This window comes from Arthrobacter burdickii (assembly GCF_030433645.1).
Lineage (GTDB): Bacteria > Actinomycetota > Actinomycetes > Actinomycetales > Micrococcaceae > Arthrobacter_D > Arthrobacter_D burdickii.
The window spans coordinates 2287032-2300935 of record NZ_JAROCG010000001.1 but is presented as its reverse complement, the minus strand read 5'-3'; the positions used below and the strand labels follow the sequence as shown (position 1 = coordinate 2300935).

12 protein-coding genes are annotated in these 13904 nt (G+C 69.5%); 6 read left to right on the top strand and 6 right to left on the bottom strand.

Going from position 1 to position 13904, the window contains the following annotated elements:
* Nucleotide 1 precedes the first annotated feature (1 nt).
* On the bottom strand, nucleotides 2-421 hold the full coding sequence (locus tag P5G52_RS10680) for a DUF3052 domain-containing protein (protein WP_301227223.1): 420 nt from the start codon (nucleotides 419-421) through the stop codon (nucleotides 2-4).
* Between the two features lie 351 nt (nucleotides 422-772).
* Between P5G52_RS10680 and aceE the strand changes: the two genes are divergently transcribed.
* From aceE to fabF, 6 genes are all read left to right on the top strand, one after another.
* A complete protein-coding gene (aceE, locus tag P5G52_RS10675; RefSeq protein ID WP_301227221.1) occupies nucleotides 773-3526 on the top strand; it encodes a pyruvate dehydrogenase (acetyl-transferring), homodimeric type in 2754 nt (917 codons plus the stop codon).
* A 122-nt stretch (nucleotides 3527-3648) separates the two neighbouring features.
* On the top strand, nucleotides 3649-4977 hold the full coding sequence (locus tag P5G52_RS10670; RefSeq protein WP_301227219.1) for a PucR family transcriptional regulator: 1329 nt from the start codon (nucleotides 3649-3651) through the stop codon (nucleotides 4975-4977).
* Nucleotides 4978-5055: 78 nt separating this feature from the next.
* Entirely contained in the window at nucleotides 5056-6021 is a 966-nt protein-coding gene (locus P5G52_RS10665) for an ACP S-malonyltransferase (protein ID WP_301227217.1), read from the top strand.
* Nucleotides 6018-7079 carry a beta-ketoacyl-ACP synthase III gene (locus tag P5G52_RS10660; protein ID WP_301227215.1) on the top strand — a complete coding sequence of 354 codons (1062 nt, stop codon included), beginning with the start codon at nucleotides 6018-6020 and terminating at the stop codon, nucleotides 7077-7079. Before P5G52_RS10665 ends, P5G52_RS10660 begins: the two co-directional genes overlap by 4 nt.
* Before the next feature lie 76 nt (nucleotides 7080-7155).
* Nucleotides 7156-7401, top strand: a complete 246-nt coding sequence (locus P5G52_RS10655) for an acyl carrier protein (RefSeq protein ID WP_087075967.1) — start codon at nucleotides 7156-7158, stop codon at nucleotides 7399-7401.
* 115 nt (nucleotides 7402-7516) lie between these two features.
* On the top strand, nucleotides 7517-8752 hold the full coding sequence (gene fabF / locus P5G52_RS10650) for a beta-ketoacyl-ACP synthase II (RefSeq protein WP_301227211.1): 1236 nt from the start codon (nucleotides 7517-7519) through the stop codon (nucleotides 8750-8752).
* Nucleotides 8753-8890: 138 nt separating this feature from the next.
* Here fabF and P5G52_RS10645 read toward each other — a convergent pair whose 3' ends face one another.
* The 5 genes from P5G52_RS10645 to P5G52_RS10625 all read right to left on the bottom strand — a co-directional run bounded on the left by P5G52_RS10645 (nucleotide 8891) and on the right by P5G52_RS10625 (nucleotide 13893).
* Entirely contained in the window at nucleotides 8891-9394 is a 504-nt protein-coding gene (locus P5G52_RS10645; protein WP_087075971.1) for a DUF3145 domain-containing protein, read from the bottom strand.
* 171 nt (nucleotides 9395-9565) lie between these two features.
* Nucleotides 9566-10498 carry a tyrosine recombinase XerC gene (locus tag P5G52_RS10640; protein ID WP_301227208.1) on the bottom strand — a complete coding sequence of 311 codons (933 nt, stop codon included), beginning with the start codon at nucleotides 10496-10498 and terminating at the stop codon, nucleotides 9566-9568.
* Nucleotides 10495-11127: a methylated-DNA--[protein]-cysteine S-methyltransferase gene (locus tag P5G52_RS10635; RefSeq protein WP_301227206.1), complete on the bottom strand. Its 633-nt coding sequence runs from the start codon at nucleotides 11125-11127 to the stop codon at nucleotides 10495-10497. The genes P5G52_RS10640 and P5G52_RS10635 overlap by 4 nt, the downstream gene beginning before the upstream one ends.
* Before the next feature lie 73 nt (nucleotides 11128-11200).
* Complete coding sequence (dprA, locus tag P5G52_RS10630; RefSeq protein ID WP_301227204.1) at nucleotides 11201-12391, bottom strand: DNA-processing protein DprA; 1191 nt, start codon at nucleotides 12389-12391, stop codon at nucleotides 11201-11203.
* The gene (locus P5G52_RS10625) at nucleotides 12388-13893 is read right to left on the bottom strand and encodes a YifB family Mg chelatase-like AAA ATPase (RefSeq protein ID WP_301227202.1); all 1506 of its coding nucleotides are present in this window, start codon (nucleotides 13891-13893) and stop codon (nucleotides 12388-12390) included. The genes dprA and P5G52_RS10625 overlap by 4 nt, the downstream gene beginning before the upstream one ends.
* Between the last annotated feature and the right edge of the window lie 11 nt (nucleotides 13894-13904).

Sequence of the window (13904 nt, the reverse complement as noted above, 5' to 3'; positions counted from 1 at the left end):
CCTACTGCTTCCGGCGGCTGACGAGCCGAGTCGCGGCCCATTCCTTGGAGACCCCGGCCGACGACGTCGAGTGCAGGCCGGCCGTCGGAGCGGCTTCCTGGATGTCCGCCGGAGCCACATAGCCGGGGCGGCCGGATTTGGGCGTGAAGAGCCAGACGACGCCGCCGGCGCCGAGCGAGGTCAGGGCGTCCACGAGGGCGTCGACGAGGTCGCCGTCCCCGTTGCGCCACCAGAGGATCACACCGTCGACGACGTCCTGGTCATCCTCCGTGAGCAGCTCGGTGCCGATGCCGTCCTCCAGGCTCTCCCGGAAGTCGAAGTCGACGTCGTCGTCGTAGCCGAGTTCCTGAACAAGGTCTCCGTCCTTGAAACCCAACTTGCCTGCCACGTTGACCGCAGTGGCGGCTTCAGCCTCGCTCACTTAGCTCCTCCTGGAAAGACGGGACTGTCGGCTGACGGGCCCTCGTGTAGATATACATTGCTACCAGCCAACACCCTTATCCGCCAAGCATCAAGCCAGTGCCTCGATTTGGGGCTCCGGGTGCCCCGACGCGACGCCCCGGCGTCCGCACCGGGGCAGGAAGGGCAAGCCCTCGGCGTAATCTGCCCGGCGGCCCCGGTCCCGCTACGCATGGAAGGCCCGGCGGCGATAGAGTGTGGCCTTATATGGCCGCGGTCCAAGCACCGGGGCTTGCATCCCTGCGCGGGCCCACGAGCCGGGCGCAGGCATAAAGCGACACAGACAAGATCTGTGGAAGTGGAGAGATATCGCGTGGCTGCAGAACAAGGTACAGCGGATATTCTGAGCGGTCTGACCGTCGGCAAGCCCGATGGGGATCCGGAAGAGACCGCGGAGTGGATCGAATCCCTCGACCAGCTGATTCGCACCCAGGGCACCGAGCGCGCGCAGTACATCATGCGTTCGCTCCTGCAGCGTGCCGGTGCACAGTCCGTGGGCGTGCCCATGGTCACGACGACGGACTACGTCAACACCATCCCGGCGGATCAGGAAGCCGAGTTCCCCGGGGATGAGGAGATCGAGCGGAAGTACCGCGCATGGATGCGCTGGAATGCCGCCGTCATGGTCCACCGCGCCCAGCGCCCGGAGATCGGCGTCGGCGGGCACATCTCCACCTACGCGGGCGCGGCGACGCTCTACGAGGTCGGTTTCAACCACTTCTTCAAGGGCAAGGACCACCCCAGCGGCGGAGACCAGGTCTTCTTCCAGGGACACGCGTCCCCGGGCATGTACGCACGGGCGTACCTCGAGGGCCGCCTCACCGAGGAGGACCTGGACGGCTTCCGGCAGGAGAAGTCGAAGGAGGGCTCCGCGCTCTCCTCGTATCCGCACCCGCGCCTGATGCCGGACTTCTGGGAATTCCCGACCGTGTCGATGGGCATCGGGCCGATGAACGCGATCTACCAGGCGCAGTCCAACCGCTACCTGCACAACCGCGGGTTCAAGGACACCTCGGAGCAGCAGGTCTGGGCGTTCCTGGGCGATGGTGAGATGGACGAGCCCGAGTCGCGCGGCCTGCTCCAGCTGGCCGCGAACGAGAAGCTCGACAACCTCAACTTCGTGATCAACTGCAACCTGCAGCGCCTGGACGGACCGGTCCGCGGCAACGGCAAGATCATGCAGGAACTCGAGGCGTTCTTCCGCGGTGCGGGCTGGAACGTCATCAAGGTCGTCTGGGGGCGCGAGTGGGATGCGCTGCTGGAGAAGGACGACGCCGGCGCGCTGGTGGACATCATGAACCAGACGCCCGACGGCGACTACCAGACCTACAAGGCCGAGTCCGGCGGCTTCGTGCGCGATCATTTCTTCGGCAAGTCCCCCGCGACCAAGGCCATGGTCGAGGACCTCTCGGACGACGAGATCTGGAACCTCAAGCGCGGCGGGCACGACTACCGCAAGGTCTACGCCGCGTACAAGGCCGCCACGGAGTTCAAGGGCAAGCCCACCGTCATCCTCGCCAAGACCGTCAAGGGCTACGGCCTGGGCCCGCACTTCGAGGGCCGCAACGCGACCCACCAGATGAAGAAGCTCACCAACGCCGACCTCAAGGCGTTCCGTGACCACCTGCGCATCCCGGTCACCGACGAGCAGATCGACGACGACCTCTACAACGCGCCGTACTACCACCCGGGCGCCGACGCCCCGGAGATCAAGTACCTGCTCGAGCGCCGCCGCGAGCTCGGCGGTTTCGTGCCGGAACGGCGTACCAGGCACACCGACGTCGTGCTGCCGGGCGACAAGGCGTACGAGACGGCCAAGCGGGGTTCGGGCAAGCAGGCGGCCGCGACCACGATGGCATTCGTGCGCATCCTGAAGGACCTGATGCGGGACAAGGAATTCGGCCGGCGCATCGCGCCGATCATCCCGGACGAGGCCCGCACCTTCGGCATGGACGCGTTCTTCCCCACGGCGAAGATCTACAACCCCAACGGCCAGAACTACCTGTCCGTGGACCGCGACCTGGTCCTGGCGTACAAGGAGTCCATCGAGGGCCAGATCCTGCACGCGGGCATCAACGAGGCCGGATCGATGGCGGCCTTCACCGCCGCCGGCACTGCCTACGCCACGCAGGGCCAACCGCTGATCCCGATCTACGTGTTCTACTCGATGTTCGGGTTCCAGCGCACCGGGGACTCGATCTGGGCCGCCGCGGACCAGATGGCCCGCGGGTTCATCATCGGCGCCACCGCAGGACGCACCACGCTCACCGGTGAGGGCCTGCAGCACGCCGACGGGCACTCGCCGATCCTCGCCTCGACCAACCCCGCCGTGATCACCTACGACCCCGCGTTCGGGTACGAGATCGGGCACATCGTCCGCGACGGCCTGAACCGCATGTACGGGGACATCGGCGACAAGCCCGAGTCCTTCCGCAACGTCATGTACTACCTCACCGTGTACAACGAGCCCTTCGTGCAGCCGGCCGAACCGGAGGAACTGGACGTTCAGGGCCTGCTCAAGGGCATCTACCTGCTCAAGCCCGCGAAGGTCGACGGGCCCCGCACGCAGCTGCTCGCCTCCGGCGTGGCCGTCCCCTGGGCCCTGGAAGCCCAGGAGATCCTCGCCAAGGAATGGGGCGTCTCGGCCGATGTGTGGTCCGTGACGTCCTGGAACGAACTGCGCCGCGACGGCCTGGACGCCGAGGAGGAAGCCTTCCTCAACCCCGGCGCCGAGGCACGCAAGCCGTTCATCACCCAGCAGCTCGAAGGGGCGACCGGTCCGATCGTCGCGGTCTCCGACTTCATGAAGGCCGTCCCGGACCAGATCCGCCAGTTCCTCCCGAACGAGTTCGCGACCCTCGGAGCCGACGGCTTCGGCTTCTCGGACACGCGCGCCGCGGCACGCCGGTTCTTCAAGATCGACAGCCACTCCGTCGTCGTCCGGGCCCTCGAGATGCTCGCCCGCCGCGGCGAGGTCGACGCCAACGCGCCCAAGGAAGCCATCGAGAAGTACCGCCTGCTCGACGTCAACGCCGGCACCACCGGCAACGCCGGCGGCGAAGCCTAACCCCCGCACCACCGCACCAGAAGGCGACGGCGGACGCAGCACCCACGCTGCGTCCGCCGTCGCCCTTTTTGTAGCCTTCTCACAAATGGAAGGCTGCGGCACCGAGACCGTATGCTCGGAGGATGCCGCAGCCCGAAGATGATCCCGGTAGCGCCCCGAGGGCGGCCGGAGCGACCAACGCAGGTGCAACTCCCCCGGATCCCGCCACCGTCGAGAAGCTGCGCTCCACGATCGGCTCCCTCTCCACGGCGACCCTCAAGCAGCTCGACGCGGACCTGCCGTGGTACCGCGGGCTCCGGCCGGACGAGCGGTCCGCCCTCGGGATGGTGGCGCAGAAGGGCATCGCCTCCTTCGTCAACTGGTACCAGAAGCCCGTGTCCCCGGAGTGGGTCCTGAGTGATGTCTTCGGCACGGCGCCCACCGAGCTGACGCGATCCATCAGCCTGCAGAAGGCCCTCCAGCTCATCCGCGTGGTGGTGCAGGTGGTCGAGGACCACGTGCCGTTCCTCGCGCCCGCGGCCGACCAGGCGCCGCTGCGCGAGGCCGTGCTCCGGTACTCCCGCGAGGTCGCCTTCGCCGCGGCGGACGTCTATGCCCGGGCGGCCGAGACCCGGGGGTCGTGGGACACGCGCCTCGAGGCGCTGGTGGTCGACGCCATCCTCCGCGGCGAGAGCTCCGACGCCCTGCGCTCCCGCATCGCCGCGGTCGGCTGGAAATCGCAGGCCCGCATCACGGTGATGGTCGGCAGCGCTCCCTCCGAACCGAACGTCGGTTTCCTCAACGAGCTCCGCCGCGTCACCGGGCGCCTCGCGGAGGACGTCCTGGTGGGCATCCAGGGCGAGCGGCTCATCCTCGTGCTCGGAGGCGTGCGGGACCCCGCGAAGGCCTACCCCAGGATCAGCGAGCTCTTCGGGGACGGCGCCGTCGTGTTCGGGCCGGAGGCGGAGTCGCTAGTCGCCGCCAGCAGTTCCGCCCAGGCCGCCTTCGCCGGACTCACCGCCGCCCGCGCCTGGCCCGGAGCCCCGCGCCCCGTCTCGTCGGAGGACCTGTGGCCGGAGCGCGTGATGTCGGGGGACGACACGGCCCGGCGGTCGCTCGTACGCACCATCTACCGTCCGCTGCTGGCCGCGTCCAACGGGCTCGAGCAGACCCTGTCCGCCTACCTCACCCTCGGGCACTCACTCGAAGCCACCTCGCGGTCCCTCTTCGTGCACGCCAACACGGTCCGGTACCGCCTCCGCCGGGTGTGCGACGTGACCGGGTGGGACCCCCTGATCCCCAGGGAGGCGTACGTCCTGCAGACCGCGCTGGTCGTCGGACGCCTCTCCGCACCGCCGGCCCCGCCCGTCGCTGCGAACGGCGCGCCGGGGACGGGAAACGGGCGCGCGGCCCGCGCTGGAAGCATCGACAAAGCCCCGCCGGTTCCTCTCGGGCGTCCGAGTGCCTTGTAGACTTCCTACAAAGAGGCACAGCCAGCTTGGTTCAGCCGAACACCCGATAATGCTCCACCTCTTTGGAAAGCTGGAACAGTGCTTGCAATCGCCTGCCCCGGACAGGGCTCACAGACCCCGGGCTTCCTCAGCCCCTGGCTCGACCTTCCGGGAGTAAGGGACCACCTCGAGCGTCTCAGCAACCGGGCCGGCACCGACCTCATCCGGCACGGAACCGTCTCCGACGAGGAGACCATCAAGGACACCGCCGTCGCCCAGCCGCTCATCGTGGCCGCCGGCCTCGTAACCGCCCGCCTCCTCCTCCAGAATTCTCCGCTGACCGCAGCGACCGTCGTGGCAGGACACTCCGTGGGCGAACTGACGGCGTCCGGCATCGCCGGAGCCCTCTCCGAGGACGACGCCGTCGCGTTCGTCCGGGTCCGCGCCACGGCGATGGCGGAAGCTGCCGCCGCGACACCGACCGGCATGAGCGCGGTCCTGGGTGGCGATCCCGAGGAGGTCGCAGCGCGGCTCGCGGAACTCGGCCTCACCGCCGCGAACGCCAACGGTGGTGGGCAGGTGGTTGCCGCGGGAACCCTCGAGCAGCTCGCAGCGCTTGCCGGGAACCCGCCCGCGAAGGCCCGGGTGATCGCACTCAAGGTCGCCGGCGCCTTCCACACCGGCCACATGTCTCCCGCCGTCACAGCCCTCGAGGCACTGCGGCCGTCACTGGCACCCGCCGACCCGGTGGCCACCCTCATGTCCAACTATGACGGGCAGCCCGTGGCGACCGGTGAGGGCAACCTCGACAGCCTGATCGCGCAGGTATCGCGTCCGGTCCGCTGGGACCTGTGCATGGAATCGATGCAGGGGATGGGTGTCACGGGGATGGTCGAGCTCGCTCCGGCGGGAACGCTGACCGGCCTGGCAAAGCGCGGAATGCGCGGTACGGCAGCACTGGCCGTAAAATCGCCCGAGGACCTGGATGCCGCCCGCAGCTTCATGCAGGAGCACTCGCGGACCACGGACCTCGATCCGTCCCTTACCCCCGAAGGACCTCAGTGAGCATCACCGCCATCAAGCAAGCTCCCCTCCGCGAGCACACCCGCATCCTCGGCGTCGGCGCCTACCGGCCGGAGATCATCGTCACCAACGACGACGTGTGCCAGTGGATCGACTCCTCGGACGAGTGGATCCGGCAGCGGACCGGCATCGTCACGCGTCACCGCGCTCCGCGCGACGTGAGCGTCATCGACATGGCGGAGGCCGCCTCCCGGGAAGCACTCGCCGCGGCGGGCATCGAGGCATCCCAGCTCGGCGCCGTGCTGGTGTCGACCGTCACCCACCCCTATGCGACGCCGTCGGCCGCCGCGCAGCTGACCGACCGCCTCGGAGCGACGCCCGCACCCGCGTACGACATCTCGGCCGCCTGTGCCGGCTACTGCTACGGGATCGCCCAGGGCGACGCCCTGGTCCACGCCGGCACGGCCGAGTACGTCCTGGTGGTCGGCGTCGAGAAGCTCTCGGACTTCATCGACAACTCCGACCGCACGATCTCCTTCCTCCTCGGCGACGGAGCGGGCGCCGTCGTCATCGGACCCGGTGACGCAGCCGGCATCGGGCCCTCCGTCTGGGGGTCCGACGGCAGCAAGCACGAGGCGATCCGGATGACGCGCTCCCTGACCGATGTCCGGGACTACGCCATCGGCGCCGTCGCCACCGATACCGAGCGCGAGCAGGACGTCGACGCCGGCCGCGAGAGCCTGTGGCCGACCATGCGCCAGGACGGACCGACCGTGTTCCGCTGGGCGGTGTGGGAGATGGCGAAGGTCGCGCAGCGCGCCCTCGACGCCGCCGGCGTCACAGCGGACGACCTCGCGGTGTTCCTCCCCCACCAGGCCAACATCCGTATCATCGATGAGATGGTGAAGCAGCTCAAGCTCCCCGAGCACGTCTACGTGGCACGCGACATCGTGGACGCCGGCAATACCTCCGCCGCCTCGATCCCCCTCGCCATGCACCGCACGCTCCAGGAGCAGCCCTCGCTCAGCGGCAAGCTCGCACTGCAGATCGGTTTCGGCGCGGGCCTCGTCTTCGGCGCGCAGGTCGTCGTCCTCCCCTAGTTTTCAAGCCCAGACCGCGACCGTGCGGTTTGACCATCCCCGCCGGTGCACCGGCACGAACAGAAAAGGAGCCACCATGGCTAGCAACGAAGAAATCCTGACCGGTCTGGCCGAGATCGTCAACGAAGAGACAGGACTCGCACCCGAGTCCGTCGAGATGGACAAGTCCTTCACCGACGACCTCGACATCGACTCCATCTCGATGATGACCATCGTCGTCAACGCCGAGGAGAAGTTCGGCGTGCGCATCCCCGACGAAGAGGTCAAGAACCTGAAGACCGTCGGCGACGCCGTCACCTTCATCTCGGGCGCGCAGGCCTGATTCCTGCCGTTCCCAGCGCTGCGGCCGCTCCCGGTGTTCCCGCCGTGGGCGGCCGTACTCGTCATCCCCTCGCCCCGGTCCTGCCGGCGCACGCCACAGCTTCGAAAGAGTGACCATGCCACGCAAAGTCGTCATCACCGGACTCGGTGCAACCACCCCCATCGGCGGAGACGTCCCCACCATGTGGGCCAACGCCCTCAAGGGAGTGTCGGGCGCACGCACCATCGAAGCCGACTGGGTGCAGGAATTCGAACTGCCGGTGACCTTCGCCGCCCAGATCGCCACCCCGGCGTCGGAGGTCCTCTCGCGGGTCGAGGCCAAGCGCATGGACCCGTCGACGCAGTTCGCCGTCGTCGCCTCCCGTGAGGCCTGGCGCGACTCGGGCATCGAGGAGGTCGACAAGGACCGCCTCGCGGTCGCGTTCGCCACGGGCATCGGCGGCGTGTGGACCCTGCTGGACGCCTGGGACACGCTGCGCGAGAAAGGCCCCCGCCGCGTCCTCCCCATGACCGTTCCCATGTTGATGCCCAACGGACCCGCAGCGGCCGTGAGCCTCGACCTCGGTGCGCGCGCCGGCGCGCACACCCCCGTGTCCGCCTGCGCCTCGGGCACGGAGGCCCTGCACCAGGGCCTCGAACTGATCCGGTCCGGCAAGGCCGACGTGGTGGTATGCGGCGGCGCCGAAGCCGCCATCCACCCCATGCCCATCGCAGCCTTCGCCGCGATGCAGGCGCTGTCCCGCCGCAACGACGAGCCGGAACTGGCCTCACGCCCCTACGACACCGACCGGGACGGCTTCGTCATGGGTGAGGGAGCCGGCGCCCTGGTCATCGAGGCCGAGGAGCACGCCCTCGCTCGCGGTGCGCGGATCTACGCAGAGCTGGCGGGCACCGCCGTCACGGCCGACGCGTACCACATCACCGCACCCGACCCCGAGGGTCTCGGCGCCACCCGCGCGCTGAAGGCCGCGCTCTTCGATGCGCGCGCCCAGGCGGAGGACGTGGTCCACGTCAACGCCCACGCGACGTCGACCCCCGTCGGCGACAAGCCCGAGTACACCGCCCTCAAGGCCGCCCTGGGTGCCCGCGTGGACCAGGTCGCGGTCTCCGCGACGAAGTCACAGACCGGCCACCTCCTCGGCGCGTCCGGCGCCGTCGAGGCCGTGATGACCGTGCTGGCCATCCACGACCGGAAGGCACCCCTCACCATCAACCTGGACAACCAGGATCCCAACATCCCGCTCGACGTCGTGACGTCGCCGAGGGACCTTCCCCAGGGGGATATCGTCGCCCTGAGCAACTCCTTCGGCTTCGGCGGGCACAACGCCGTCATCGTGCTCCGCAACGTCTGAGCATCTCCGGACGCAGCGAAAGGCGCCGCCCATACGGGTGGCGCCTTTCGTGTGCCGGCGGCTACCTCGCGGTCGCGTGATTTCGCCGCGTGCGTGCCATGAACGGCGGCCCCAGCACGGCCGGGTAGTGGGAGACCGTCAGCCGACTTGGTGGAGCCAACGGACCGGAGCGCCCTCGGCCGCGTGGCGGAAAGGCTCCAGTTCCTCGTCCCAGGACTCTCCGAGTGCGAGGGAGAGTTCGTGGTAGACGGCGGCAGGATCGCCGGCGCCTGCCTCGTAGGCGTACCGGATCCGGTCCTCGGTCACCATGATGTTGCCGTGGACGTCCGTCGTGGCGTGGAAGATCCCGAGCTCCGGAGTGTGCGACCAGCGACCGCCGTCGGCGCCCGGGCTCTGCTCCTCGGTGACCTCGTAGCGGAGGTGCGCCCAGCCGCGCAGGGCGGACGCGAGCTGCGATCCGGATCCCTGCGGACCGACCCATGAGAGCTCGGCGCGCAGCATTCCGGGCGCGGCAGGTTGCGCTGTCCACTCCATGTCGATGCGCTTGTCCAGGACAGAGCCGATCGCCCATTCGACATGAGGGCACAACGCAGTAGGGGCCGAGTGCACGTACAAGACACCGCGCGCCATCACAACAGACATTCCATCCTCCATAGCTGTAGGTACGTCTTCCCCAACGACCTTCATATGGCTGATGAAACTGCAACGGATGATGCCAGAGCTTTACGAGACCCACCCGCGCATATCATGCGGGTTCCGTTCCACTAGTCCTCATTCTGCCTGAGAAGCGTGAATTTCGCCACTGTAGCGGGGTCACGCCCTGGGATGGGCCTGCTCGTAGCTTCGGCGGAGGCGTTCGACCGACACGTGCGTGTAGAGCTGCGTCGTGGCGAGGCTCGAGTGGCCGAGGATCTCCTGCACGGCCCTGAGGTCGGCCCCGCCGTCGAGCAGGTGCGTGGCGGCGCTGTGCCGCAGCGCGTGCGGTCCCTGCGCGGCGGTGTCGCCGAGGGCATCGAGGGCGTCCTTGACCTGGGTGCGGACGGCGCGCTGGTCGATGCGTCCGCCCCTCCGGCCCAGGAAGAGGGCCGGTCCGCTCTTCTCCGACACCCACTGCGGCCGGCCGCGGCGCAGCCAGTCGTCGAGGGCATGGGCCGCGGGAATCCCGTAGGGCACGGTCCGCTCCTTCGACCCCTTGCCGAGGACCACCAGGGTGCGCCGCTCCGCGTCGACGTCATCGATGTCGAGGCCGACCAGCTCCCCGACCCGGACACCGGTGCCGTAGAGCAGCTCGATCATGGCGCGCCGCTGGAGGTTCGAGGGATCGCCCTGCACGGCCTGCTCGTCGAGGCCCTCGAAGAGGACGTCGGTCTGCGGCCGGCTGAGGACGGCGGGCAGGCTGCTGCTCCGCTTGGGCGCCCGGAGGCGCAGCGCCGGGTTGGCGGGAACCGTCTCCTCCCGGACGGCCCAGTCCATGAAGGAGCGCACCGACGCCGCACGCCTCGCGATGGTCGACCGGGACAGACCCGCCCCGTCGAGCGCGCCGAGCCAGGACCGGAAGTGGCGGAGCTCCAGCTGGTCCAGTGCCGACACCCCCGCCTGCGCAGCGTGGGCGAGGAAGAGCTCGATATCCGTCCGGTACGCCCGCACCGTATGGGCCGAGCGGTTCCGTTCCCGCGTGAGGTAGTCCGCGAACCCGGAAAGGGCCGCGTCGAGCTCGCCCGCAAGCGGAGCGCCACTAGTTGTCATGTTCGCCTCCCCTCCCAGTATCCACGCCGGGGGCTCCCTACCCCTCCAGGTCCGGCTCCGACTCTTTCCAGATCGAGGAGCGCCCTCTTCGTCCCGGCACCTGCGGCATACCCGATGACCGTGCCCGCGCTGCTGACCACACGGTGGCCCGGGACGATGATCGAGACCGGATTGGCCCTGACCGCCGCGCCGATCGCCCGGCCCATCCGCGGATTGCCCAGGTGCTCCGCCACGTCCCGATAGCTGCGGCACTCCCCGTACGGGATCCGCCGAAGTGCTGCCCAGACGCTCAGCTGGAACGGCGTGCCGGAGAGCTCGATGGGAGTAGCGAAGTCCCGCAGTGAGCCGTCGAAGTAGTCCTTCAGCTCGCTGCAGGCCTGGAGGAGTACGGCCGCCGTCGGCTCCGGCACCGGCGGCACCTGGCCTTCCAGTCCCGGCACGGAGCACGGGCTTCCGGGAGTGGGACCGGCGTGTCCGAGCAGGGCCGGAGCCGGCGGCGGATGGTGCTCCCCGTGGTACAGGCCGACGATGGCCGATCCTCGGGCGACCACGCGCAGGAGCCCGAGGGGTGTATCGATCTCGGCGTGGAACCGCTCGTCCTCCGGGGCGAACCCCTTGCTGCGTGTCATGACGTCCTCCCGGTCGTGCCGTCCGTCGTCGTCCGGCTCTTCGTGTCGTGCCTGCCCGAGCGCCTGCCCGGCCTCAGCCCTTCTGTCGCCGCCAGCCATCGGCCGACCTCTGGGCCAGGCCTGCCAGTTCGAGGCGTGCGAGACCTCCGATGACGTCCTTCGTGGAGAGGCCCGCGACGCTCGACAGTTTGTCGACCGATGTCGAGGCACGGACCGGCAGGCCGTCGAGCAGCAGCAGATCGGGAATCGTCAGGCCGTCGTGGTCGCGCGCGGGCGACGCTTCGTCCCTGGCCGAATCCCCCGATTCGCCGCCCAGTGGACGAGCGAGTTCCGCCACGTCGGCTGCGTCCGTGACACAGACCGCGGTGCCGTCCCGCAGCAGTCGGTGGCACCCCGCCGAGTTGGCCGACTGGACGGAACCTGGAACCGCGCCCACCGGCCTGCCCAACTCGCCCGCGTGGTGGGCGGTGTTGAGCGCGCCCGAACGCCAGCGCGCCTCGACGACCACCGTGACTGCGCTGAGGGCCGCGATCAGCCGGTTCCGCTGCAGGAACCTCCATCGGGTCGGAGAGCTACCGGGCGGGACTTCGGAGATCAGGAGTCCCCGCTCCGCGATCGCACGGAGCAGCTCCTCGTTGCCAGCCGGATAGTACCGGTCCACCCCTGAGGCCAGAAGGGCGATGGTTGCCGGGGCGTCGCGATCGTCCGTGGTGGCGAGAGCGGCACGGTGGGCCTGGGCATCGATGCCGTACGCGCCGCCCGAGACCACCGTGAAGCCGCGGGCCGTGAGACCGGACGCCAAGTCGGTCGTCACGGAGGAGCCGTAGGTGGTGCTGTCACGGGAGCCTACGAGAGCGGCCAGCCGCTCGATCCCGGGCACCTGGTGGCGGCCCCGCACCCAGAGGCACAGCGGAGCGGAGACCTGCAGGTCGTCGAGCGCTTCCGGCCACTCCTCGGATTCAGGCACGACCAGCCGTCCACCCAACCGGGCGAGCGTCGCCAGGTCACGCTCGGGAGCGAGGTCGCCGAGGCGTGGAGCCCAGCGGGCAAGCCCCTCCTCGAGGAGGTTCGGGCGTTCTCCGACGCCCAGTGCCTCGCACAGGTGCCGGGTCAGCTCGTGGCCGGTGCCGATCTCCCGGCGGGCGACGCGCAGGGCATCGACCGGGCCCACGAGCGAAACCAGCCCCAGGCCGACGGTGTCGGAGGGTTCGAACAGCCTCGACAGTGCTGCCCTGGCCAGACTGCTGCTCGCGAACCCGCTCATGCTGCACGCTCCTGCAGCCGGAAGCCCAGGGCCGTCACCACATCGTCCGCATCCGGCCGGGCACGACCTGCGAGATCGGACACGGTCCAGGCGACACGCAGGACCCTGTCCCAGCCACGCGCGCTGACCAGGTTCCTGTCCAGTGCCCTGTCCAGGGATGCAGTCACTGCCCGCGGCAGTGCGAGCTCGCCCCTGAGAATCCGACCCTGCACCTCAGCATTCGTCGCGTAGTTCCACGGGCGCAATCGATCCCGCTGAGCGCTCCTCGCCGCGGCGACCCGCTCGGCAACACGGGCGGAGGTTTCAGCCGACCCGCCCGCGGCGTAGTCGGCAAGGCCGACCCGCTGCACCGCGAGCTGCAGGTCGACGCGGTCCAGCAGCGGTCCCGAGAGCCGGTTGAAGTACCGCCGACGCTGCTGGGCCGTGCACATGCAGTCGATGCCCTTGCCGTTGGCAAGCCCGCACGGACAGGGGTTGAGCGCGAGGACGAGCTGGAACCTGGCGGGATAGGACGCGGTTCCGGACGCGCGGTGCAGGACGAGGCGGCCGCTCTCCAGCGGTTCACGCAGGGCCTCCAGGACCCGGCGTTCGTACTCGGGCGCCTCATCGAGGAACAGGATGCCCCGATGCGCCCGTGATGCGGCACCGGGCCTCGGGATACCACTTCCTCCTCCGATGATGGCGGCAGGGGTCGCGGTGTGGTGGGGGCTCTCGAAGGGCGGCGTGCGGACCAGTTCGCCGCAGTACCGCTCACCGCTCAGGCTGTGGATCGCGGTCACCTCCATCGCATGGTCGTCCTCGAGCTCCGGCAGGATCCCGGACAGGCGTTCTGCCAGCATCGTCTTCCCCGCCCCGGGTGGCCCGACCATGAGGAGGTGGTGCGCGCCGGCGGCTGCGATCTCCAGCGCGTACCTCGCCTCGTGCTGGCCCGCGATGTCGGAGAGGTCCCGCAGCGGCGCCGACCGGACTGCCGGCGCCGGCACCTCCTGCCGCGGTACGGGATCCGGCAGCGTGACCTGCGCGCCGTCCGCCCCGAACGCCAGCGCCACCTCCGCGAGCGACCGGAAGGACCGCACTCGGGCGGCAGGGACGAGCGCGGCCTCGGCGGCGTTCTCCTCCGCGACGACGATGCTGGTGTGGCCCGCCTGCACAGCGGCCATGACGGCGGGCAGAACGCCGTGGACGGGACGGAGTTGCCCGTCCAGGCCCAGTTCGGCGAGAAAGACCGTGGACCCGCAGCCCCGGACGTCTCTTGCAGCAGCCAGTGCGGACATGACGATCGCGAGGTCGAAGGCCGAACCGCGCTTGGGCAGGGAGGCCGGTATCAGGTTGACCGTGATCTTGCGGCGGCTGAGCGGGACGCCGGCATTCCGTGCCGCGGCCCGGATGCGGTCCTTCGCCTCGTTGAGCGAGGCGTCGGGCAGGCCGAGCAGCACGAAGGCGGGCAGGGTCTGCCCGATATCGGCCTCGACCTCGACGACGTGTCCGTTCATGCCCAGCATCGACACCGCGT

Bases quoted from the DNA above. Each gene is read 5' to 3' on its own strand.
- P5G52_RS10645 (WP_087075971.1), bottom strand. From the start codon at position 9,394: ATGTCTGTTGTGATGGCGCGCGGTGTCTTGTACGTGCACTCGGCCCCT.
- dprA (WP_301227204.1), bottom strand. From the start codon at position 12,391: ATGAGCGGGTTCGCGAGCAGCAGTCTGGCCAGGGCAGCACTGTCGAGG.
- P5G52_RS10625 (WP_301227202.1), bottom strand. From the start codon at position 13,893: ATGCTGGGCATGAACGGACACGTCGTCGAGGTCGAGGCCGATATCGGG.
- P5G52_RS10655 (WP_087075967.1), top strand. From the start codon at position 7,156: ATGGCTAGCAACGAAGAAATCCTGACCGGTCTGGCCGAGATCGTCAAC.
- P5G52_RS10635 (WP_301227206.1), bottom strand. From the start codon at position 11,127: ATGACACGCAGCAAGGGGTTCGCCCCGGAGGACGAGCGGTTCCACGCC.
- P5G52_RS10640 (WP_301227208.1), bottom strand. From the start codon at position 10,498: ATGACAACTAGTGGCGCTCCGCTTGCGGGCGAGCTCGACGCGGCCCTT.
- fabF (WP_301227211.1), top strand. From the start codon at position 7,517: ATGCCACGCAAAGTCGTCATCACCGGACTCGGTGCAACCACCCCCATC.
- P5G52_RS10670 (WP_301227219.1), top strand. From the start codon at position 3,649: ATGCCGCAGCCCGAAGATGATCCCGGTAGCGCCCCGAGGGCGGCCGGA.